The organism is Azospirillum sp. HJ39 (assembly GCF_041507355.1).
Taxonomy (GTDB): Bacteria; Pseudomonadota; Alphaproteobacteria; order Azospirillales; family Azospirillaceae; genus Azospirillum; species Azospirillum thiophilum.
Genome location: NZ_CP167905.1, coordinates 979,580 through 1,002,966 on the forward strand (window position 1 = coordinate 979,580; position 23,387 = coordinate 1,002,966).

At 69.2% G+C, this 23,387-nt stretch carries 16 protein-coding genes; 4 read left to right on the forward strand and 12 right to left on the reverse strand.

All coding sequences use genetic code 11. The features are described from left to right. Positions 1-155 precede the first annotated feature (155 nt). Together ABMY26_RS04825 and ABMY26_RS04830 are read left to right on the forward strand one after the other, a co-directional pair. Positions 156-854, forward strand: coding sequence for an OmpW family protein (locus ABMY26_RS04825; RefSeq protein ID WP_372394356.1), 699 nt, complete (start codon positions 156-158; stop codon positions 852-854). Positions 855-1,005: 151 nt separating this feature from the next. Then, complete coding sequence (locus ABMY26_RS04830; RefSeq protein ID WP_372394357.1) at positions 1,006-1,440, forward strand: CBS domain-containing protein; 435 nt, start codon at positions 1,006-1,008, stop codon at positions 1,438-1,440. Between the two features lie 100 nt (positions 1,441-1,540). On the opposite strand, the gene ABMY26_RS04835 is transcribed toward ABMY26_RS04830, so the two are convergent. From ABMY26_RS04835 to ABMY26_RS04855, 5 genes are all read right to left on the reverse strand, one after another. Then, entirely contained in the window at positions 1,541-2,194 is a 654-nt protein-coding gene (locus ABMY26_RS04835; RefSeq protein ID WP_372394358.1) for a response regulator, read from the reverse strand. A gap of 397 nt (positions 2,195-2,591) precedes the next feature. After that, positions 2,592-4,382, reverse strand: coding sequence for an acyl-CoA dehydrogenase C-terminal domain-containing protein (locus tag ABMY26_RS04840; RefSeq protein ID WP_372394359.1), 1,791 nt, complete (start codon positions 4,380-4,382; stop codon positions 2,592-2,594). A gap of 16 nt (positions 4,383-4,398) precedes the next feature. Next, positions 4,399-6,738, reverse strand: coding sequence for a 3-hydroxyacyl-CoA dehydrogenase NAD-binding domain-containing protein (locus ABMY26_RS04845; protein WP_372394360.1), 2,340 nt, complete (start codon positions 6,736-6,738; stop codon positions 4,399-4,401). A 25-nt stretch (positions 6,739-6,763) separates the two neighbouring features. After that, on the reverse strand, positions 6,764-7,900 hold the full coding sequence (locus tag ABMY26_RS04850) for an acetyl-CoA C-acyltransferase (protein WP_372394361.1): 1,137 nt from the start codon (positions 7,898-7,900) through the stop codon (positions 6,764-6,766). Beyond that, complete coding sequence (locus ABMY26_RS04855; protein WP_372394362.1) at positions 7,897-8,388, reverse strand: MerR family DNA-binding transcriptional regulator; 492 nt, start codon at positions 8,386-8,388, stop codon at positions 7,897-7,899. The genes ABMY26_RS04850 and ABMY26_RS04855 overlap by 4 nt, the downstream gene beginning before the upstream one ends. A gap of 357 nt (positions 8,389-8,745) precedes the next feature. Between ABMY26_RS04855 and ABMY26_RS04860 the strand changes: the two genes are divergently transcribed. Then, the gene (locus ABMY26_RS04860; RefSeq protein WP_045586219.1) at positions 8,746-8,934 is read left to right on the forward strand and encodes a hypothetical protein; all 189 of its coding nucleotides are present in this window, start codon (positions 8,746-8,748) and stop codon (positions 8,932-8,934) included. Positions 8,935-9,132: 198 nt separating this feature from the next. On the opposite strand, the gene ABMY26_RS04865 is transcribed toward ABMY26_RS04860, so the two are convergent. The 7 genes from ABMY26_RS04865 to ABMY26_RS04895 all read right to left on the reverse strand — a co-directional run bounded on the left by ABMY26_RS04865 (position 9,133) and on the right by ABMY26_RS04895 (position 22,061). Beyond that, positions 9,133-13,911, reverse strand: a complete 4,779-nt coding sequence (locus ABMY26_RS04865) for an alpha-2-macroglobulin (RefSeq protein WP_372394363.1) — start codon at positions 13,909-13,911, stop codon at positions 9,133-9,135. A 196-nt stretch (positions 13,912-14,107) separates the two neighbouring features. Continuing rightward, entirely contained in the window at positions 14,108-15,751 is a 1,644-nt protein-coding gene (locus ABMY26_RS04870; protein WP_372394364.1) for a sensor histidine kinase, read from the reverse strand. Between the two features lie 147 nt (positions 15,752-15,898). Continuing rightward, the gene (locus ABMY26_RS04875) at positions 15,899-17,062 is read right to left on the reverse strand and encodes an aminotransferase (protein ID WP_372394365.1); all 1,164 of its coding nucleotides are present in this window, start codon (positions 17,060-17,062) and stop codon (positions 15,899-15,901) included. A 132-nt stretch (positions 17,063-17,194) separates the two neighbouring features. Continuing rightward, the gene (locus tag ABMY26_RS04880; protein WP_372394366.1) at positions 17,195-17,485 is read right to left on the reverse strand and encodes a hypothetical protein; all 291 of its coding nucleotides are present in this window, start codon (positions 17,483-17,485) and stop codon (positions 17,195-17,197) included. An 88-nt stretch (positions 17,486-17,573) separates the two neighbouring features. Next, positions 17,574-18,056, reverse strand: a complete 483-nt coding sequence (locus ABMY26_RS04885; protein ID WP_045586215.1) for a hypothetical protein — start codon at positions 18,054-18,056, stop codon at positions 17,574-17,576. Between the two features lie 151 nt (positions 18,057-18,207). After that, positions 18,208-19,983 carry an SLC13 family permease gene (locus tag ABMY26_RS04890; RefSeq protein ID WP_372394367.1) on the reverse strand — a complete coding sequence of 592 codons (1,776 nt, stop codon included), beginning with the start codon at positions 19,981-19,983 and terminating at the stop codon, positions 18,208-18,210. Between the two features lie 92 nt (positions 19,984-20,075). Then, positions 20,076-22,061: an AsmA family protein gene (locus ABMY26_RS04895; RefSeq protein WP_372394368.1), complete on the reverse strand. Its 1,986-nt coding sequence runs from the start codon at positions 22,059-22,061 to the stop codon at positions 20,076-20,078. Between the two features lie 221 nt (positions 22,062-22,282). On the opposite strand from ABMY26_RS04895, the gene ABMY26_RS04900 reads away from it, so the two are divergent. Further along, a complete protein-coding gene (locus tag ABMY26_RS04900; RefSeq protein ID WP_372394369.1) occupies positions 22,283-23,386 on the forward strand; it encodes a hypothetical protein in 1,104 nt (367 codons plus the stop codon). Position 23,387 lies beyond the last annotated feature (1 nt).

The following is a 23,387-nucleotide window of genomic DNA, read 5'->3' on the forward strand; positions in this document are numbered from 1 at the left end:
TTTCATTGTCCATGCGACAACTCGTCACTGTTGCAGAGCTGCTGCATCGGGCGAGGATCGGTTGTGCCCCCCTAGTACCCTTACTCCGGGTCTGGTAATACCTCCATCGGCTGATGCCACAGAACAGAAACAACGCATTGCCTGGAGCAGACCCCATGAGCATCCTGTCGCGCGCCGCCGCCGCCCTGCTGGCGACCTCGGCCCTCGTCGCCATCGCTTCCCCGTCGCTTGCCCAGGACTTCAAGGGCAAGTCGGCCGGCGACATCGTCGTCCGTGCGCGCGGCTTGGCCGTGCTGCCGCAGGAAAAGGGCACCCTGAACAACAGCGCGCTGGGTGACATCGGGAAGGCCAGGGTCGGCAACGACTACATCCCCGAAGTCGACTTCTCCTACTTCTTCACCGACAACATCGCGGCCGAGCTGATCGCCGGCACCAGCCGCCACAAGGTCCACGGCAACCTGGCGTCCGCGCTGGGTGGCGGCATCGAGATCGGCAAGGTGTCCCTGCTGCCGCCGACCCTGACGCTGCAGTACCACTTCATGCCGAAGGAGCGCATCAGCCCGTATGTCGGCGCCGGCATCAACTACACCCTGTTCTACAACGAGGACGCGGCCAACAACCCGAACCCGGCCGGCCTGCGCATCACCGACGTCGAGTACAAGAACCGCTTCGGCTGGGCCCTGCAGGCCGGTGTCGATGTGGCGCTGACCGGCAACTGGTCGCTGAACGTCGACGTCAAGAAGATCTTCCTGAAGACCGACGTCACCGCCACCGTCAACGGCGCGCTGCCGGTCACCTCGAAGGTCACGCTGGATCCGTGGCTGGTCGGCGTCGGCATCGGCTACCGCTTCTAAGAACGGGCTTCGGGATCCGTCCCGGACACCTCGCAGGCGGCCTTCCCCATCCGGGGGAGGCCGCCTTTTCTTTTATCCCATCGCCTTGCGGATTGTACGGTCATCCCCATGATTCCAGTATCGGGTTCATCGGAAGAGGGGCCATACCGCCATGCATGTCGCAGCCGTTTTGAAGCGCAAGGGCAACCGGATCGTCGCCGCCGCACCGGCCGACACGGTGGCCGCCGTCACCCGCCTGCTGACCGAGCACCGGATCGGCGCCGTGCTGGTGCTGGCCGAGGACGGGCAGCCGGTCGGCATCCTGTCGGAACGCGATGTCGTCCGGGCCATCGCCCGCGATGGCGCCGCGGCCCTCGACCGCCCGGCCGCCGAGTTGATGACGCGCGAGCTCATCACCGCCGCCCCCACCGACACCGTGGCCGACATGATGGCGGTGATGACCGAACGGCGCATCCGCCACGTCCCCATCGTCGAGGCCGGCCGGGTGATCGGCGTCATCAGCATCGGCGACGTGGTGAAGGCCCGCATCGATGACGCCGAACTGGAGGTCGAATCGCTGCGCGGCTATGTCGCCGGGATGGGATGAGCCGCAAGGCAGGACGGATCGAGCCGCGAGGCCCGAAATGCAAAGAACCCGCCGGACTGCTCCGGCGGGTTCTTTGCATTTCGGATCGGGCGAGGCCGGCTCAGGCCGAGTGCGACTGCGGAAAGGCCATCGCCGCCTGGGTGCGGTTGCGCACGCCCAGCGACTTGAAGATCGCGGTCATGTGGATCTTCACGGTCCCCTCGGACAGCCCAAGCTCGTGGGCGATCTGCTTGTTCGACTTGCCTTCGCGCAGACGGTCCAGAACCTCGCGCTGACGCTGGGTCAGCAACTGTTCCAGCTGCGGGTCGGACGGCGGCATCACCGATCCGCCACCGCGCTGGTCGCCTTCGATCCCCTCGCGCAGGACCGTCGCCGGGACATAGACGCCGCCGGAGAAGATCAGGTCGAGCGCGCTCAGCATGATCTTCACGCTGGACGATTTCGGGATGTAGCCGGCGGCACCGTTCTCCAGCGCCTCCCGCACGTCGGTCTGCGCCTCCGACGCCGAGATGACGACCACCTTGGCGTTCGGCTGCCGGTCGCGCAGCATGCCGATGCCGGAGAATCCGGGCCATCCCGGCATGCGCAGGTCGGTCAGAACAAGGTCGTAGGCCTCATCCTTCACCGCCGCCATGTCCAGAAGCTCGTCGAAATTGCTGGCCTCGGCAAAGGTCGCATTTTCGCGAAGCTGCTCAAGCAGACGGCGAAGACCTTCCCGGAACAGGACGTGATCATCACCGATCAGGATTTTCATCGCTTAAACTCCCGCACCATGCCTGCCCTCCGAAAGTCGCCCCAGGGACGTGATAAAAGGAGGGGGCTGTCGCCACCCGCATATTCCCTAAAATCCAAAGGATATAGCAGGCACCGGCCGAACGTAATCTCTATTCAGATGTAACACGCCGGGGAGAGAGCGGACAACCGAAAATTAACTTTTGCTGCGATGCAGGATGCCGTTCGGACGGTACCGGCACAGCCCATCGGCGATATTCCCAAAGACTTATGACAATTCTAGATCATTGTGCGGATGCACCCTTGATCCTGTGCGCAAGGCATGAAAAGAGGCCGGCCCGGCACCGTTGACGGTGCTGGACCGGCCTGGAGTTGTGCATCCCGGAGGGTGCAACGGACAGGTGCCGCCACAGGGTCTGCTAGAAGGCGGCCTCTTCCAGCTCCATCAGCGGAGCGGCTCCGGCGGCGATGGTGATGAACAGGCTGTTCACCTGGGGCAGCAGCTTGGTCATGTAGAAGCGCGCGGTCTTGATCTTGGCATCAAAGAAGGCGGCGTTGCCCGTCCCGGCCGAGAGCCCGGCCTGCGCCTTCTCCACCATGGTCAGCCAGCTCCAGCCGAGCGCGACCAGCCCGAACAGGCGCAGATAGTCGCTGGCGGCGGCCCCCGCCTCCTCCGGATTCTTCAGTCCCTTCTGGGCGATCAGGGCGGTCGCCTGCTGCAGCTTGGCGAAGGCCTTGGCCAGCGGCATGACGAACTCGCCCAGCTCGTCCTTCTCCATCGCCGCCTCGATGTCGCGGCCGACCGGGTGGAAGAAGTGGCGCAGCAGGCGCCCCATGTCCTGCGGCAGCTTGCGGCCGACGAGGTCGAGCGCCTGGATGCCGTTGGTGCCCTCGTAGATCTGGCAGATGCGGGCGTCGCGGACATATTGCTCGACGCCGGTTTCCCAGATGAAGCCGTGGCCGCCATGGACCTGCACGGCGATGTTGGCCGCATCGAAGCCGATGTCGGTGAACAGCGCCTTGACGATCGGCGTCATCAGCTGGACGAACTCGTCGGCATCCCGGCGGGTCCGGGCGTCGGGATGCCTTTCCGCCACGTCGAGCTTGTAGGCGGTCAGGGCGCCCAGGGCACGCGCCCCTTCGGTGAAGGCGCGGGCGGTCAGCAGGTTCCGGCGTACGTCGGGATGGACGATGATCGGGTCGGCCGGCTTGTCCGGCGCCTTCACCCCCGACAGCGACCGGCCCTGGAGCCGTTCGCGGGCGTAGTTGACGGCGTTCTGGTAGGAGACCTCGGCCAAGCCCAGCCCCTGGATGCCCACGGCCAGCCGGGCCGCGTTCATCATAACGAACATGGCACGCATGCCCTTGTGCGGCTCGCCGACCAGCCAGCCGGTGGCGTCCTCGAAGTTCATGACGCAGGTCGAGGATGCCTTGATGCCCATCTTGTGCTCGATGGAGCCGCAGGCGACGCCGTTGCGGGCGCCCGGCGTGCCGTCTTCGTTCGGCAGGAACTTCGGCACCAGGAACAGGCTGATGCCGCGGGTTCCGGCCGGGGCGTCGGGCAGGCGGGCCAGCACCAGATGCAGGATGTTCTCGGTCAGGTCATGCTCGCCGGCCGAGATGAAGATCTTGGTGCCGGTGATCTTGTAGGCACCCTCCCCGTCGGGCACCGCCCTGGTGCGGATGATGCCGAGATCGGTGCCGCAATGCGGCTCGGTCAGGCACATGGTGCCGGACCAGGTGCCATCGACCAGCTTCGGCAGGAAGCGCTGCTTCAACTCGTCCGAGCCGTACATCGACAGCGCGTTGTAGGCGCCGAGCGACAGGCCGGGATACATGCCGAAGCTGAGGTTGGCGGAGCAGATGAACTCCTCCAGCATGATGTTGACCAGCTTCGGCAGCCCCTGCCCGCCATAGGCCGGGTCGCAGGCAAGGCCCTGCCAGCCGGCGGCGATATAGGTGTCGTACGCCTGCTTGAAGCCTGCCGGCGTGCGGACCTCGCCATTCTCGAAGCGGCAGCCCTCGCCGTCGCCCGACTGGTTCAGCGGGAACAGCACCTCCTCGCACAGCTTGGCGCCCTCCTCCAGCACCTGGCCGACGAGTTCGGGCGTGGCGTCCTCATAGCCCGGCAGGGCCGACAGCTTGTCCATCCCGACGATCTCGTCCAGGACGAAGCGCACATCCTCAAGCGGAGCCTTGTAGATCGGCATCTCTCGTTCCTCCCCCTCAGTTCCGCAGCGGCTTGCCGGTGAGCAGCATGTGCTCGATCCGGTCGATGGTGCCGCCGGTGCGCACCAGACCCATGAAGGCCTCGCGCTCCAGCCGCAGGACATGGTCCTCGCCGATCGGCTTGGAGATGTCGGCCTCCTCGCCGCCGCTCAGCACCTCGGCCAGGGCGGCGCACACCACCTTGTCGTGCGGCGTCACCTTGCCCTGCAGGGCGAAGCCTTCCACCGCAAGCTCCATCGCCGCCCTGGCGCTGGGACCGGGCAGGACATAGGCCGTGCTCTTCTCCGGCGGGGAGTAGCCCGCCGCCAGTTCCAGCGCCTTGGCCTTGGCGTCGGCCAGCAGGCGGTCGCGGTTCATGGTGATGCCGTCGGAGCCGCGCAGATACAGCAGCTCCTTGGCCTCGGCCGCCGACTTGGCGACGGTGGCGGTGCTGATGATCTCGAAGGCCTTGGCGATGCCGGGCATCGGTCCGTGCGGGGCCTTGGGGTTGGCCTGATGGCGGGCCAGCATCTCGGTGCAGCCGCCCCAGGCCGGGATCAGGCCGACGCCGACCTCGACGAGGCCGACATAGGTCTCGGCATGGGCCTGGACATGGTCGGAATGCAGCAGGATCTCGCAGCCGCCGCCGAGCGCCATGCCGCTGGGCGCCGCCACCACCGGGAAGGGCGCGTATTTCAGCGCGCGGTAGGTGCGCTGTCCGCCCTCCACCATCTCCTCGATCTGCGGCCACAGGCCGATGTTCAGGGCGAAGAGGGCAAGGCCGAGATTGGCGCCGACCGAAAAATTGTCGGCCTCGTTGTGGATGACCAGGGCCTTCCAATCGCCTTTGCCGTCGCCGACCAGACGCATCGCCTTCTCGTAGGCGGCCATGATGTCGGCGTCGACCGCGTTCATCTTGCTGGTGAACTCGACGCACAGCACGCCGTCGCCGATGTCCCAGAGGCTGGCCGAGCCGTTCTTCCACACCGGCTTGCCGGCGGCGCGCTTGATGTCGGACAGCAGCAGCACGCCGTCGGGACGCACCACCGTGTCGTAGACCCCGGATGTCGTCAGGTGCTGGAGCCTGCCGTCCTCCACCCGGTAGAAGGGGCGGCCGGCCGCGGCCTCGACCAGCGCCGGGACCGGAATGCCCTCGGACCGGCACAGCTCGGCGAACCAGCCGGTGCCGAGACGGTCGATCAGCTCGAACGGCCCCTGCTTCCAGTTGTAGCCGAGCCGCATGCCCTCATCGACGGCGACGATGCTGTCGGCGATCTCCGGCACCAGGCTGGCGGCGTAGGCCAGCGTTTGCGCCAGGACGCGGCGGGCGAAACGGCCACCCTTGTCCGGATGCTCGCAAAGCTTGCGCAGGTCGCGGCTGGCAGCCTGGACGCTGTCGAGCCGGGCCTTCTCCGAGGGTGCGTATTCGCCGGTCAGCAGATTGACCGACTCCTTGACCTTACCGCCGCCGGCCTTGTTGATGCGGTAGAAGCCGCCCTTGCCCTTGCGGCCGGTGTAGCCCTCCGCGATCATCCGGGTGATGACCGGGTGCTCGCGCATCTGGCCGCGATAGGCGTCGCCGGCCGACAGGGTGGCCGACATGCTCTTGTTGATGTGCGGCATCAGGTCGAGCCCGACCAGATCCACCAAGCCGAACACGCCGGTCTTGGGGATGCCCATCGGACGGCCGCCGACGGCGTCCGCCTCCTCCACCGTCAATCCCAGATCGACCGCGGCATTCACCGCCGACTGGATCCAGAAGACGCCGATGCGGTTGGCGATGAAGCCCGGCGTGTCCTTGCAATGGACGACGCCCTTGCCGAGCCGGCGGTCGCAGACGTCGGCGATGGCCGCCAGCGCGTCCGCCCTGGTGTCGGGACCGCCGACGATCTCCAGCAGGCGCATGTAGCGCGGCGGGTTGAAGAAGTGGGTGATCAGGAAGTCCCGGCGGAACCGCTCGCCCTGCCCGTCCGTCAGCACCGCCAGCGGGATGGTCGAGGTGTTGGACGACACCACCGACCCGGCCTTGCGCACCGGATCGATGCGCTTGTAGAGGTCGGCCTTGATCGCCGGATTCTCGACGATGGCCTCGACGATCCAGTCGACGTCGGCCAGCAGGTTCAGGTCATCCTCAAGATTGCCCGGCGTGATGAGCCTGGCGTTCTTCGGGTGCATGAAGGGGGCCGGATCGGTCTTCAGCATCTTCGCCACCGCGCCCTTGGCGATGGCGCTGCGGTCGGCACCCTCCTTGGCGGGGATGTCGAGCAGGACGCAGGGGATGCCGGCGTTGGCGAAATGGGCGGCGATGCCGGCGCCCATCACGCCCGCACCGATCACGGCGGCGCGTTCGATCTTCATGGTCGTTTCCTCCCCGATCCCGTCGTCAGACCGCTTCCAGGATGGTGGCGATGCCCTGGCCGCCGCCGATGCACTGGGTGGCCAGCGCGAACTGCTTGCCCTCGCGCTTCAGCAGGGCGGCCGCCTTGCCGGTGATGCGGGCGCCGGTGGCGCCCAGCGGGTGGCCGAGCGCCAGCGCGCCGCCGTCCGGGTTGATGCGGGAAGGGTCGATGTCGAGATCGCGCATGCAGGCGATGGCCTGGGAGGAGAAGGCCTCGTTGATCTCGATGATGTCGATGTCGGCGATCGACAGGCCGGCACGGGTCAGCGCCTTGCGGGTCGCGGGGACCGGCCCCAGCCCCATCAGGTCGGGCGCGCAGCCGGCAACGGCGACCGAGCGGATCTTCGCCAGGATCGGCAGGCCGTTGGCCCGGGCATACTCCTCGGTCGTCACCAGCACGGCGGCGGCGCCGTCGGTCAGCGGCGAGGAGGTGCCGGCGGTGACCGTGCCGTCGGCAGTGAAGGCCGGCTTCAGGCCGGACAGGCTGTCGGCGCTGGTGCCGGGGCGGATGCAGCCGTCCCTGTCGACCAGACCGGCCGGGGTCTCGATGCCGACGATCTCGTCGGACAGACGGCCGGAGGCCTGCGCCTCGGCGGCCTTGGCGTGGGAGGCGACGGCCAGCGCCTCCTGCTCGGCGCGGGAGATGGCGTATTTGCGGGCGACATTCTCGGCGGTGACGCCCATCGAGCAATAGGCTTCCGGGTAGCTCGCCTTCAGCGCCGGGTTCGGCATCGGGTTGAAGCCCATGATCGGCACGCGGGTCATCGATTCGATGCCGCCGCAGACGAAGACCTCGCCGGCCCCCATCTGGATTGCGCCCGCCGCCTGATGGATCGACTGCATGGACGAGCCGCAATAGCGGTTGACCGTGGTGGCCGCCGCAGTCTGCGGCAGCCCGGCCAGGAAGGCGATGGTGCGGGCGACATTCAGCCCCTGCTCGCCCTCGGGGAAGGAGCAGCCGACGATGACGTCCTCGATGTCGTCGGTCTTCAGGCCGGTGCGCTCAACCAGCGCCGCGATGACGCGGGCCAGCAGATCGTCGGGGCGGACCTTGGTCAGTTCGCCCTTGTGGGCGAAGGCGAAGGGCGAACGGGCGTAACCGGCGATGACGACCGACTTCATGAGTGCTTCTCCTCCATGTCCTGCGTCTCCGTGATGCCGTTGCGGCGAAGATGCTCGGAGATCTGGGTGTCGATGGTGCACAGCTCCGCCAGCGTCTGCTGGACGTCGGCAAGCTGCTGTTCGAGGGCGGAAATCCGGCGGCGCGCAAGGCTGCGCATGTAGCGCATCTGTTCGACCTGGGCGTCGTCGGTGTCGTAGAGGTTCAGGAAATCCTTGATCTCGGCGAGGCTGAAACCCAGCCGCTTGCCCCGGCAGATCAGCGCCAGCCGGGCACGGTCGCGGTGGCCGTAGACGCGGGCATTGCCGACCCGCTCCGGCGCCAGCAGCCCCTCGTCCTCGTAATGGCGGATGGTGCGGTGGGTCAGGCCGAATTCCCCGGCCAGTTCGCCGATTGCGAGCCGGGGCGTGGGCATGGGGGCGCAGCCGGCCGCCGCACTCCCCTCCTCCGTCCGCTCCATCGCGCCGATGCCGATCGAACTCCGCTCCACGCCGCTTCCTTCCGATGCACGTCCTTAACGTTTACGTAAAGGTAAGGTCGATGCCGCGCGCTGTCAACAGACTCGTTGACCAAGCAAATCATTTTGCCGGCCGTCCCGCCGGGTCCGGCGAGTGTTCGAACAGGTGCGGCGCGCCCGCGCAGTGACAGGATGCCACGCCCCGGCACGGCCGGAGGCTATGGCAGGCTTTGCGGCAGACGCGTGCGCCCGGCATTCACCCGTACTTCGAAGATGGGGAGCGGGCACGGCGACGGACAGACGGCCGCAGAAGGCCGCGGCGGAATTTCCGGGTGGTTTTCCGGACTTCCGAAATTCGGACGGATCGGGACAGGGTATAGGAGACAACCCATGTCGGCGCGCGCCATCGTATCGCTGGGCGTCTGGATACTGGCCATGGTGCTGGTCGGCACCATGACGGTCGGCCTCGCACTGGCCTTCTACGTTCTGCTGACCTTGTGCTTCGCGGTCGTGGTGGCCGCGTTGACCCTGCTCGCCCGCCGGCGCGAGGAGCACAGGAGGGAGCAGAGCTATCTGTAGGGCTGTGGGCGGGCGGGGGACCGGTTGTCCGCCCCGCCCGCCCACTTCATACCAATGGCTTTCGATGGTCCCCCATCGAAAGCCATTTCCTCAATCGCCGGCACGGGCGTCCGCCCGCTTGGCTATCGCGGGCATGTGCCCGCGGGGCCGCAGTCGCGGCCCTCCAGCGGTACAGGTCTATGACCAGTGCCGCTGGCATCACTCCGGCAGCACGCGCAGCCGCGACACCCCGGTGCGGGCAGACAGGTGCGGGCGTTGCAGATCCTGCACCTGGGCACCCGGATCCGCGAAGTCGCCGGGTGTGACCGCACGGACCAGATAGACCAGGCGGAAGCGGGGCGCCGACTTCGGCAGATCGACGGCGGCAACGAAGCGGTCGTCACGGAACTCGACGTTGCGCACCGCCGACAAGTCGCCCAGCCAGGACAGCTTGCCGAGCTGGCCGCTGTTGGCGAGCCGGACATTCTCGATCTCGAAGCCGGCCGGCAGCGGATCGCTGACCAGCACCGAATGGTCGAGCGGGTCGCCGACCTCGCCCTCCAGGATCACCACCAGCAGGTCGTTGTGACGCACCCCGGCAGGGTCGACCGGCCGGCCGGCCATGTCGAACAGGCGGCGGCGGATGGTCATCCCCTGCTCTTCCGGCCCCGCCGGCCGGTCGGGAACCCCGGCCACCGACAGGGTCTGGCGAACCTCGCCGCCCAGGTTGCGGATTGCCGGCGGGGCGGCGGGGTCGATGCGCAGGAATTGCGGCTTGGCGTTCTCCACCGTCTGGTCGGCGATGGCGAGCTTCATCGGCGCCGCCCGGTCGGCCAGCGCCTTGGCCGCCAGCAGCAGCCACGCCTGTTCCTGCGGGTTGGTGGTGCGGACGGCGGCGAAGGTCTTCGCCACGCGGTCGCCCGCCTGGAAGATGCGGTCGCGCTCCACCGCGCCGCTCTCGGCCATCAGCGCGACCACGCCGGCCTCGTCGCGCAGGGAGGAGCCCTGGTCGCGCAGGCCGGCGGTCACCATGCGGGCGCCGGTCAGCTTGGCGAACGCCTCGGCCGCCCCCGGCTGGTCGCCGAGCACGGCCATGGCGGCGGCGATCTGCGCCCGGCTGAAGTCGGTCGGCAGCCGGTCCCAGTAATTCTCGCGGAAATAACGGACGGCACCGGCGTCGATCATCTTCGCCCGCGCCAGCACATGGAGGGCATAGGCGCGGCCCGGCAGGTCGGCGGTTTCCACCCAGGCGTTGTCGATGGCCTGCTTCAGCCAGTCCAATCCCTTGCGGTAGGGCTGGTCCGGGATGCGGTAGCCCGCGGCCTTCGCCCGGCCCAGCACGTCGACGGCGTAGGCGGTCAGCCAGGGATCGAGGTCGCCCTTCGGCGACCACGCCGCGAAGGCACCGTCGGACCGCTGGAAGGTCAGCAGCCGGTCGATGCCGCGCTGGACCCGCGCCTTGATGCGGTCCTCCGGCGCGATGCCGAGGCCGGCGGCGAGGTCGCTCATCGACAGCAGCGGCAGGATGCGGCTGGCCGTCTGCTCCGCACCGCCCAGCGCGGCGCGGTCGAGCGCGAACAGCAGTCCCGGCACGTCGAGGTCGGGCAGGGAGGAAACGGTGGCGCCGATGGCGACGGTCTCCGGGCGCAGGCCGGCGGCGATGTCGGCGGGAATCGCCAGCCCCTTGTCGGTGGGCAGGGCGGCGACGCTGTGGCGCGACACCGCAGGCGAGGCCGAACGGACGGTGACGTCCCAGCGCCGGGTGACGCGCAGGCCGTCCGGCCCGGTGACGTCCAGCGTGACATGCCCGGCGCCGATGGCGGTGGCGGTCAGCACCCGGCCGGCAGTGGCCCGCTTGCCGCGCGCCAGCTTCGGCACGTCGATCCCGGCATCCTCCCCGCCCTGCAGGATCGCCACCGCCCCTTCCGCGCCGAGCGTCATGCGGTAGTCGCCCGACGGGCCGTTGAGGTTGTCGAGCGACAGCAGCACCTGCGCCGAATCGCCGGGCGCGAGGAAGCGCGGCAGCACGGCGTCGGCGACCACCGGATCGCGGACCAGCAGCTGGCTGTCGGCACGGCCGGTCCGCCCCTCGCTCCAGGCCACCGCCATCAGGCGCAGGCGTCCCTGAAAGTCGGGCAGCTCGAAGGGCACCGCGACCTTGCCGTCGGCACCCACCGTCAGGATGCCGGAATAGAGCGACACCACCCGTTCCGACTTGGGCGGGACCGGCCCGGAAACCTGGCGCAGCCGCGGCGCCGGCTGGGCCGGCGGGCGGGCGGCGTCCAGGCTGGCCGGATCGATCAGGCGGCCGTAGGAATCGCGCAGCTCGACGGTCAGCGGCCGCTTGCCCAGATAATGGCGCGCCGGATCCGGCGAGGGCTGGTCGGTCAGCTGCATCACCGATTCGTCGACGGCGGCCAGCGTGACGAAGGCGGGCTTGCCCTCGGCCACGCCCTCCACCGTCACGTCGGCGGTCATGGCGCGGCGCGGCTCGACCTCCGCCGGGGTGGACAGGCGGACATCCAGCGTGCGCGGCGCCTTGTCCATCGCCAGCCAGGACAGGCCGACGGCGCGGCGCGGCGGCGTCTTCGACTGCGGGTCGGAGGTGGCGAAGGCGGTCGCCAGAATGTGTGCGCCGCTGGTCCAGCCCTGGCCGACAGGGATTTCCAGGAAGGCGCCCTGCGGGCCGATGGCGCGGGTGACGGCAAAGGTGACGCCGCGGTCGGCGACCGCGACCAGCACCTGGCTGTCATAGGGCGGCTTGACGAAGATCCAGGCGCTTTCCCCGGCACGGTAGGCCGGCATCATCACCGACACGTCGACCGCGTCCGGCCGTTCGCCGGCCGTCGGGGTCATCCACCAGCCGGCGGCGAAGCGCAGGCTGGTGGCGACGCCGGTCTTGGGATCGAACACCTCCAGCCGGTAGCGGCCGGCGGCGACCGGCGCCTCGACCGCGGCCGGGCCGGCAGCCTGGACCGACAGGGTGCCGCCGGTGACGCGCCGGTCCTTCACCGTGACCTTGTAGTCCCAGCGGCCGTTCGCCTCGTACCAGGCATAGTCGTACTCCTCCTCGAACAGCTCGTAGGAGAGGTCGGCGCGGTCGGCAGGCTTGCCGTCCGGCCCGACGGCGACGACGTCGAAGCCGGCGGTCGCCCCCTCCGGAACGCCGTCGCCCTCGAAGCGCGGCTTGATGCCGATCGCGAAGGGCTGGTGGCGCACCGGCAGGACGAAGTCGCGGCCGACCGGGCGCCCGCCGATGTCGAACAGGGTGGCGCGCACCACCGCCTCCAGCGGGCGGGTGCTGTCGGGCGGGCGCGGCAGCTTCACCTTCAGCCGGGCAGATCCGTTCTGGTCGGTGATGAAGCCCGGCAGGTCGGCGCGGGCCGGCTTCACCTCCTCCTGCACCAGCCCGAAATGATAGCCGGGCAAGGTGGGATAGGGGTTGGCGGCGGCGCGCAGCGTCACCGTCAGTTCGCCCGGCAGGCCGGCGGCCGGCGCACCGTACAGATAATGGCTGTCGAGGCCGATGTCCGCCTCGCCATCCGCCGCGAGCTCGGTCGTCGCGGAGGCGAGCGTCAGGTCCAGCCGCGGCGGCACGAAATCCTCCAGCAGGAACTCGACCTTGCCGATGGCGGGGCCGTCCGGTTCGGCATGGGCGGTGACGAGCCAGTTGCCGGGATAGGCATTCATCGGCAGGTCGATGCGGGTGGCGTAGCCGCCGGCCCCGCTGTCGGCGACCGTCCGCCGCTCCACCTCGAACCCGTCGGGGCGCAGGATGCGCAGCGTCAACGCCTTGCCGGCCGGCGGCGGGTTGAGTTCGGCGTCGCGCAGCAGGGCGGTCAGTTGCACCGTCTCGCCCGGCCGGTAGATGCCGCGTTCGGTGTAGAGATAGGCGTCGGGCCCGCCGGCAACCGGACGGATCGGCGCCGGCTTGTCCGGCGACTCGGCCGACGGGGCGCCGCCGGCGGTCAGGTCGAGCACGGCGAAGTCGCCGTCGCCGCGCGCGGCGAACAGCGCCTGCGCCGGCTCGGTCCCGGCGGCGCGCAATGCCGCGAGGTCGAAGCGGCCGAGCCCGTCCGCCCCGGTCTGCAGGCGGCCCAGTTCGGCGCCGTTGCGGGCGACCAGACGCAGGTCGACGCCCGCGGCTGGCGCGGCGGTCTGGACCGAGCGGGCGAAGACCACCAGCGAATCCTCGCCGAGGATGGTGTTCAGGCCGAGGTCGGAGACGACGAACCATTGGGTCGCCTTGCGGTCCCAGCCGCCCGGCTTGATCTCGTCTACGCCGGCGACGGCGACATAGACGCCGGGATCCAGCCGGCCCAGCACGGCGTCGATGGGGAAGGCGGTGGTGACGGTGCGGTTGGGCTGGTTGCCGATGCCCATCTCGCCGCGCCACACCTCCTGCCCCGCCTTGTCCAGGATCTCGCCGATGTCGTAGTCGGTCATCTGCTGGGTGATGCGGCCGAAATAGATCTTCTCGACCAGCGCCCGGTCGACGATGCGCAGCACCTGCAGCTTCGCGCGGTCGAGGTTGATCGAACGAAGCGGCAGCCCCTCCGCCCCGACGCGCGGCAGGATGTAGCCGGCGCCGCGGAAGGCGAGCGACGCCTTGCGGTTGGGCACCTGCACCTCGCGGGTGTCGGCGGCCGGCAGCCGCTTGCCGTCGGCGCCGGGCAGCCCGTCCTTCAGCGTGACCCGGAAGGTCTCGCCATGGCGCAGCCCCTCCACGCACAGCGTGCGGTCGCGGGCGATGGCGGCACCGTCCACCGCCGGCTCGACCACGACATAGTCGCGGTAGTTCACCGCGCGCGAGCGCTCCAGCCGGTCGGTGAAGGTGAAGCAGGCCTGGGGGGTATCACGCTCCGCCACCACCTCGACGCTCGCGACGCCGAAGGGGACTGGTTCGGCCGGCGGATCGGCGGCCAGCGTCCGGGTGACGACGAACGTGCCGGAGCACGCGACGAGAACGGCACAGACACGCGCCAGCGCACGCAACATTCGAGACAGGCCCCAATTCCCCGGTGGATCCGAAACCGCATGACCGGGGACAGCCCTGGCGTCGGCTCGGACCTGGACAAAACCGGCGCGGAGTATGCCCAAGCGGCAGGGGTTTCGCCATGGCTTTGCGGCGCCCGCCGGCAGATCGTCCGCCAGGAGATCGCCCCACCGGGCCGCCCACCGGGACGGCGAAGCGTCAGCCGGTGAATTCCAGCGTCACCTGGCTGCCCTGTCCGGGACGGCTGTCGATGCGGAGATGCCCGCCATGGGCCTCGATCAACGACTTGACGATCGGCAGGCCCAACCCGGTGCCGCGCCCCGGATGAGTGGTGAGGGCCGACGCCTGGCCGAAGGGAACGGACGCCTGCCGCAATTCCTCCGCCGTCATGCCGATGCCGTTGTCGGTCACCCGCAGGATGCAGCGGCCATGGACGCCCCGCCCTATCGAGATGCTGACCCGCCCGTTCTCCTGGGTGAATTTCAGCGCGTTGCCGAGCAGGTTCAGCAGCATCTGCTTGAGCGCCCGTTCGTCGGCGCGCAGGACGGCCGGCACTGGAGGGCGGTTGATCTCCAGCCGGATGTTCTTCTGCTCCGCCTGGGGAGTGACGATGCGGACCGCCCATTCGGCGGCGGCGACGGGATCGACATCCTCCATATGCAGGGCGAATTTGCCGGCCTGGAGGCGCGACAGGTCGAGGATGTCGTCGATCAGCGTCAGCAGATGCCGGCCCGAGGCGTGGATGTCGCGGGCATAGTCGGCATAGCGCGGACCGGCGTCGGGACCGAACATCTGGCCCCCGATGATCTCGGAAAAGCCGAGGATGGCGTTCAGCGGGGTGCGCAGCTCGTGGCTGACGCGGGCCAGGAAATCGCGGTTGACCGCCAGCGCGACGGCCAGCCGTTCGGAATTGCGGTGCTGGATCAGAAGAAAGCCGGCGACCAGCAGCACCGACACGCTGAGCAGCCCGGCGATGATCCGCATCTGGCGGCGGAAGCCGGCGACCGCCTCGGCGATGTCCACCGCGGCGATGCCGGCCGTCAGGATCAGCGGATAGCCTTCGACCGGGCGATAGGCAATGACGCGGCGGATGCCGTCGACGGCGCTGTCCTGCCAATAGACCCCGGTCAGCGACCGCCGGGCCGCCGCCCACAGCGCCGAGTCCGGGACGGCCAGCCCGACGGCATCGCGCCCGTCCTTGGCACCGCGGGCGCGGATGATCCGGTCGAGCCCGACCAGCGTCACCACGCCGTGACGACCGACGTCGGCCTGCCGGTAGAAGCCGGACAGCCGGTCCGGGTCGAGGTTGGCGACCGCGATCCCGGCGAATTCGCCCGCTGAATCCTCCAGCCGGCGGGAAAGCCGCAGCAGGGGATGGCCGGTGGCCGACGCGCCCCGGGACGGCCCGATTTTCATCAGCGCCCGTCCCTCGTCCCGGTGGTAGGCCAGGGCGTCGGTGCCGTCGAGCGTATCGGGCGGACCGGTGCCCTCGCTGCGGAAGAGCTGGGTACCGTCGGGAGCGAAGATGCTGAAATGATGGATCAGGGCGGCATCGTACAACCCGTCGTCGATGATCCGGCGGGCACGGGGCAGGCCGCCTTCCGCATAGCGCTCCGCAAAGAAGCGCAGCGTCATGTCGACGTCGTGCAGGGTGCGGCTGGTGCTGCTTTCATAGGCGCGGACCGTCGCCTCGGCATTGGCGACGGCTTCGCGGGTCTGGTTGTCCAGCATGGCGGAGGCCATCACGGCATAGCCGCCCCACACCCCGGCGAGCGCCAGGGCGGCGCCCGCCAGGACGCCGTTCCGGAAGGATGGGAACCGAAAGGCCGGGAGACGTGGCATGCCGTGCGCTCCGCCGTTCCACCGCCCCGGCCGCTCTGCTGCTGTCGGCGAGTGATCGGCGGGGGCAGGCCGATCATCGCATCGATCAGTTAAAACTTGTCAAAAATTTCGATAATCACCACAGAGAACATTCTTTGTTGTCCGCGCCTATTGGGTGGCGAAACGCTTGCGCAGACGGGCGATGGCCTCATCGAGCACTTCGTCTTTCTTGGAGAAGCAGAAGCGGACGACGGTGGTCGGCGCGTTTTCCACGAAAAAGGCGCTGACGGGGATGGCCGCGACCTTCGCCTCCGCCACCAGCCAGCGGCAGAAGGCCTGATCGTCGCCGTCGAAGCCGAAGCGGGAGATGTCGGCGACGACGAAATAGGTGCCGGCCCCCGGCAGCACGTCGAACCCGGCGGAGCGCAGTCCGGCCGACAGCCGGTCGCGCTTGGCCTGCAGCCCGCCGGCCAGGGCGGTGAAATACCCCTCCTCCTTGCCGAGCCCGTAGGCGACGGCGGCCTGGAGGTTGGGCGGGGTGGTGAAGGTGAGGAACTGGTGTGCCTTGGCCACGGGCTGCAGCAGGTGCGGCGGGGCGGTGACGTAACCGACCTTCCAGCCGGTCAGCGAGAAGGTCTTGCCGGCCGAACCGATCTTCAGGCAGCGGTCGCGCATGCCCGGCAGCGTCATCAGCGGAATGTGGCGGCGGCCGTCGAACACGATGTGTTCGTACACCTCGTCGCAGACGGCGAGCGCATCGAAGCGCTGCACATACTCGGCGATCAGCTCCAGCTCCTCGCGGCCGAAGACCTTGGCGGCGGGGTTCAGCGGATCGTTGATCAGCACCAGCTTGGTGCGGGGCGAGAAGGCCGCCTCCAGGTCGGCACGGCTGAAGCTCCAGTCCGGCGCCTTCAGCGAGACGAAGCGCGGCACGCCGCCGGCCAGCCGGACGATCGGCAGGTAGCTGTCGTACATGGGCTGGAACAGCACCACCTCGTCGCCCGGATCGATCAGGCCGAGCAGGCAGGCGGTCAGCGCCTCGGTCGCGCCGGAGGTGACCATGGTCTCGGTCTTCCAGTCGACGTCCAGCCCGTAGAAGCGACGGGCATGGCCCGCCAGCGCCTGCCGCAGGTCGGGGGTGCCCATCATCGACGGGTACTGGTTCCAGCCGGTCAGCAGCGCATCGGCCGCGGTCTGCAGCACGTCGGCCGGCCCGCGGTCGTCGGGGAACCCCTGGCCAAGATTGATCGCGCCATGCTCCTCCGACAAGCGGGACATGACCTCGAAGATGGTGGTGCCGTAGCTGGACAGCAGCGCGTTGCCGGACTTCACCGGTATGCCTCCTCATGCGAACCGGCGCACAAGATGGAGGCAGCGGGGCGGCGCTGTCCAGCATCCGCTTCCGCAGGGCTGACCCGGGGCCTTGCGGAAGGCTGCCAGGAAAGCCGTCCGATAGCCTTCCGCTCAGCCGCGGTTCATCTTGCGCAACCGTCGGTCGCGCAGCTTCATGCGGATGCGCTCCACCGGACTGAAGATGCGGGGATAACGCCGCTTGCCCCGCACGAACAGGCGGCGGGCGTCGGCGGAATTGCGCAACACCAGCACGCCGCCCAGCAGCAGCACCGGCAGGCCGCCGGGCCCCGGAAGCGGTGCGATCAGCACGCCGAGCAGCATGATGGTGCATCCGGCGCCGATCAGTGCCAACTGGCGCACGCGCGCGAAAGACAGCGTCTGGGCGGGATCGGGACGACTCATCGACGGTTCGCAAGGCTCCAAGCTGGGAATGGCCTGCATATGGGCCGTGGGCGGCCGATCGAAAAGGCCCCCTCCCCCATGGCGCCCGTCAGTGAAGCGTCTGGGCGGGTTCCCGATGCGCGGCGCGCAGGCGGGCAGGGTCGAGGCGGCTCAGCGCCGCGTCGCGTTCGTCGGGCTTGGGTTCCCAGCCGAATTCGCGGCTGAGCTGGTCGCGGGCGGCACCGGCGCGGTGGGCCAGCCGGGAACAGTCGCCCTGCCGGTGCGAATCCTGCCGGTGCGAACCGCAGCGGCGGTCGGCGCAGCTTTCCAGCATCAGGCGGATCATCCGCTCGCGCTTGGCGGCGTCGACATAGCCGAGCTGGTCGAAATACAGCTTGGTGAAGGCCAGCTCGGTCACGCGGCCGTGGGAGACACGGTCGCCGACGATCACCGCGGCCACCAGCTCGACGCAGCGTCCGGCGAAATGCGGCAAGGGGGCTGTGCCGTCATCGGCACTGTCGAACAGGCGACTCGGCAGGTCGACGAGTCGTCCGGTCACGTCCTTCACCAGATAGCGGCGCCACACCGACATCTCCGCCTCCCGCCCGGCTCTTGCCAGAGGGAAGCCTACACCAGTCCGGCAGTGGACGGAACCGGTCGCTCGCTACACAAATCCGTGAGGCCGCAATCCCCGTCCCGCCCGGGGCGACACGCCCCACCCGGGCGAAGCCCGGTCAGCCCGGTCAGTGCGGCACCAGCGGCCAGAACAGCGCGATGGCCGCGGTGCCCAACACCACCACCATGATCGACAGCGGCAGGCCGAGCCGCCAGTAATCGCCGAACCGGTAGCCGCCCGGCCCCATCACCAGCGTGTTGCACTGGTGGCCGATGGGGGTGAGGAAGTCGCAGCCGGCCCCCACCGCCACCGCCATCAGGAAGGCATCGGGCCGCAGACCCAGATGGGTGGCGAGGCTGGCGCCGATGGGCGCCATCACCAGCACGGTCGCCGCGTTGTTGAGGAAGGGCGTCACCGCCATCGCCGCCACCATGATCAGCCCCAATGCTCCGATGGGGGGCAGGCTCTGCGCCGCACCGGAGAGGAAGCCGGCGATCAGCTCGGTCCCGCCGGTGGTGCGCAGGGTCTCGCTGACCGGGATCAGCGAGCCCAGCAGCACCAGGATCGGCCATTCCACGGCATCGTAGGCCTCGCGCAGGGTGACCACCTTGAAGGCGGTCATCGCCACCGCCGCGCCGAAGAAGGCGATGGCGACCGGCAACGCGCCGGTGGCGACCAGCACCACCGTCAGCGCCAGCACGGCGACCGCCACCGCGCGCTTGGGCGTGCGGCCGATGGCGAGGTCGCGCCCGGCCAGCGGCAGGCATCCCAGCTCGGCCAGCGTGTCCGACATGGCGGCCTGCCGGCACTGCAGCACCACGAGGTCGCCCGGCTGCAGGCGGACCCGGCGCAGCCGCTGGCGGATCGGCCGGCCGCGCCGGCTGAGCGCCAGCAGGTTCGCGCCGTACCGCTCGCGCAGGCTCAGCTCCTCGATGCTGTGCCCGGTCAGGGCGGAGCGCTGCTCCACCACCGCCTCGACGACGGCGATGTCGTCCTCGTTCTCGACCCCCTCCAGGTCCTTGTCGTGCATCATGCGCAGGCCGGCGCGCTTGACCACGTCGGCCAGCGCCGTGGTGTCGCCCTCCAGCACCAGGATGTCGTCGGCGAACAGCACCCAGTGGCCGGACGGGACGTAGCGCCGGTAATTCTCCCGCACGATGGCGGCGAGCGTCACCTCGCCCTCGCCGAACTTCTCCAGCTCCGCCACCGTGCGGCCGACGAACTGGGAACCGGCGGGCAGCCGCGCCTCCGCCGTGTAGTCGTCGATGTTGAAGGCCGGCCCGGCGGCCGACGCCCGCCCCTTCGGCAGCAGCCGGTAGCCCACCGCCAGGAAGGCGACGCCGACCACCGCGATCACCAGCCCGACCGGCGTGAAGTCGAACATGCGGAAGGGCTCGCCGGTCATCTCGGCGCGCACGCGCGAGACGATGATGTTGGGCGAGGTGCCGACCAGCGTCATCAGCCCGCCGAGCAGCGACCCGAAGGCCATCGGCATCAGCAGCATCGACACCGGCGTGCCGGTCCGGCGCGCGACCTGGAGGGCGATGGGCATGAAGATCGCCAGCGCGCCGATGTTCTTGACGATGGCCGACAGCAGGGTCACCGCCCCGGCCAGGATCACCACCTGCGCCCACACGGTGGTCATCCGCGCAGCCAGCGGCCTCATCGCCGCCTCGACCACGCCGGAGCGGCCGACGGCGGCGCTGACCACCAGGGCGGAGCCGACGATGACGACGATGTCGTCGGAAAATCCCTGGAAGGCCTCCTTCGCGGGAACGATGCCGGCAGCCACCGACGCCAGCAGGGCCAGCATTCCGACGAGATCGTAGCGCAGCCGGTCCCAGATCAGCAGCGCGATCACCGCGCCGATGATGCCGAACGAAAACATCTGTTCGATGGTCATAGAGTGGCGCGGTGTCCTTCCTGACGGAGATCGTGGACCTGGACCGGGATATGACGAAACGGCGGCCGGGCTCCGGAGGAGCCGGGTGACGGTCAGCGCGCCGAGCCGGATGCGGGCGCCCCCTCGGTCGATCCCTTGTCCGGCGAGCGGGCGTCCCGCACCAGCCGGCCACACTGTGGCTGCTCATCGCTGCCCGGGTCAAGGAACGGCAGCACGCCGGCAAGCGGCGTCAGCAGAACGCCCAGCGCCACCGCCGCCGCGCCGCGGGCGGCCGACTCGGTGGGGTCGATGCCGATGTCGGGAGCGCCCAGGGTGCCGCGCACCAGCACCGGGACATGGGTGGCGAAGATCTGCGCTTCCTTCGAATCGCCGACGATGCGCAGGTCCAGCGCCTCGTTGCGCAGGCTGACGGTGCCCTTGCCGGTGACAAGCGTTTCCGGCGTGTCGAGCACCAGCGCCTCGGCCCGGGCGATGCCCTTCTCCACCGACATGTTGGCGACCAGGCAGTTGAAGGGCATCGGCTTCGACCCGGTCAGGACGACGCCCAGCGTCTCCAGGATATTGGTCTTGAGCCCCTTGACCGCGAGGGACGTGACGCGGCCGCCGTCCACCGACATGCCGATCTTGCCGTCGGAGTTCGCCAGCAGGTCGGCCACCGTGCCGCCGCTGCCGGCCAGCTGGATGCGCCCGGCCACCGTGCCGCCGATCTGGCCGGCGAACGAGGTCTCCTTGAAGAAGGTCGACAGCTTCATGGCGCGGATGTCGAGGTTCGTGCGCAGCGCCGGCACCTTGCGGCTGCCGTCCACCTGAACCGCTCCGGTGATCCGCCCGCCGCCGATGCCGAGCGACAGCGGGTCGAAATGAAGGTCGCCGCCGGTCAGCCGGATCGTCAGATCGAGATCCTCCAGCGGGGTGAAGGGAGCCTCCACATGCTTGCCGCGCAGGCGGATGTCCATGTCGGCGTTGCGCAGAATTTCCACGTTGACCGGCGTGGCCGGGATGACACGGCCGCGCGCCCGGGTGGGATAGTCGCCGCTGCCGCGGGGCGAGGCTCCGATCAGGCCGACGAGATCCTGCGCCGCCAGCCGGTCGGAGGTCAGCTCGGCCTTCACCAGAGGCTGCTCGCGGTTGGTGTCCACCGACAAGTCGCCGGACAGGTCGCTTTCGCCGACCTTGCCGTTCATCCCGTGGAAGGCCCAGAGCCCGCCCTCGCGCGACAAGTGGCCGGAGATGGAATAGGGGCGCGTCTTGGGCGTGGGAATGCCGAGGATGGGAAAGATCTCCGCCAGATCGTCGCCGCTGAGCGCCACAGACAGGTCGATGCCCTCCAGCTTCACCGGCTCGGCCACCGATCCCTCGATCCGGCCCTTGGTCCTGCCGACGGCGGCGTCGATCCGGATCGGATAGGGCGTCCGGTCGTCGCGCAGGGACAGCAGCGATCCGCCCTCCACCGCGAGGGTGAAGGGCTTGCCGGCGAAATCGCCCTTGCCGTCGAGCTTCACCGTGTCGGTACCGTTGTCGCCGGTCGCGGTGCTGATGGTGTTGTCGATGTCGATGTCACCGGTGGGATCGCGGTAGCGGAGCCTGCCGTCGGCGATCGACAGCCGGCCGATCACCGGCAGGTCGCCGCGCTTGTCGGGGGTGGCGGCCTCCTTCGCGATCTCCCTGCCCGCCGTGGGCGGGCCGAAATTCCAGTTGGCCTCGCCCTTGCCGTTCTTCTCCAGGATCAGCCGGGGCGCCTGGAACGTCAGTTCGGGCAGTTCCCAGTTCCCGCGCAGGATCGGCCAGGGCCGCAGCGTGGCGTCCAGCGCCTGGATCGCCACCATGTCCTTGTTTTCGGCCCATCCGGCATTGGCCACGCGCAGCCCTTCCGCATGGATGCGGATCGGGTTACCGATCTGCACGCGCAGATTGCCGTCGATGGCGACCTCGCGGTTCAGGGTGGCCGAGGCGCGCCGGGCGACAAAGCCGCGGGCATCGTTCCAGTCGAACAGCAACAGGAACGCCCCGATCCCGATCACGACGAAACCGGCCAACCCCAACAGGCCGTAGCCGATCCACTTGAACACCGCTGCCATCCTGCCGGCCCTCCCCCGCGCAACCCTATCCTCAACGGGCCAGGGGACGGAACGGCGAAGGCCCGGGGCGCGGGCTACCGCGAGAGAGCCTTCACACCCGCCCGAACGTGCTATCCCCTTGGCGGTCTATATCGTATTTAACGCAAAATTCAGCTTTCACGCGTCGTAATCGGTCGACCCGCCGGCTTCGACCTTCACTGCCATCCACGGCCGCAGACAAGATGCGATCCCTAACCAATTTCGCCCCCTCCACCTTCGAGGAACGCGGCGCCGCGGTGGCCTTCACCACGCCGGTCCTGGCGCAGACCCGGGTGCGCAAGGACAGCCGCGACCTGCTGGAGGTGCTGGTTCCCAACCTGTCGGAAGGGCGCGGCGTCTATGTGGTGCCGTGGAAGTCGCTGCCGCTGGCCTTCCCGATGACCGTGCACGATCGCATGCTGCACGACCTGATCGCCAAGGCCGATGGCTGCTCGCCCGACGACATCCGCAAGGCGGTGCTGGAGGCGGCGCGCTGCGGTCTGGCCGGCGCCGGCGCCGTCGCGGCGGCGGAAGCGGCGCTGCAGGACGACGAGGAGCAACGGCTGCTGATCAACTACCAGTTGATCGTCGAGGCACTGAAGGCGGTCGGGCTGGAATCGACCGAGATCCTGCGGATCGGCCTGACCTCGGCGGACGGGCAGAAGCTGACCCGCGAGCTGATGATGAAGGCGGCCCAGCGGATGGCGCTGGAGCCGACCGAACTCTATGGCCGCATCGCCGAGCTGGCGGTGCTGATGGAGCCGATCGGGCTGGCGACGTCGCCCAAGCCGGCGCGGCTGCGGCGGCTGATGCGCGACCTGCAGGGCTTCCGCGACAGCATGATCGACTGGGCGACGGACAATGTGTCGGAAGCGGCCCCCATCGGCGGCTTCTGCGCCGAGGTGGCGGAACACACGGTCAACCATGCCCGCACCGTGATGGGCCAGCTCGACCAGGCGATGGGCGCCTTCGAACCGCTGCTGCGCCAGTGGGAGACCAAGCGCCCCCAGATCCGCAAGGCGTCCAGCCGGCTGTCCTGGCTGCTCGATGGCTGGGAATACCTGATCCTGCTGTGGTCGGACGCCCTCACCCAGGACCGCTACACCCAGGACATGGCCGTCCACGACATCTTCCGCGTCATCCCGCTGCTGCCCAGGGACGAGGGCCGCGCCGACCAGGCGCTGCTGGCCGACAAGCTGATCACGTCGCAGCGGCGGTCGGTGCGCGCCTATGTCGACTGGCGCAGCGGCCAGCTGGACGTCGATCTCGTCATGCGGATCGAGACGATCAAGGGAAGGGCGGCCTGAC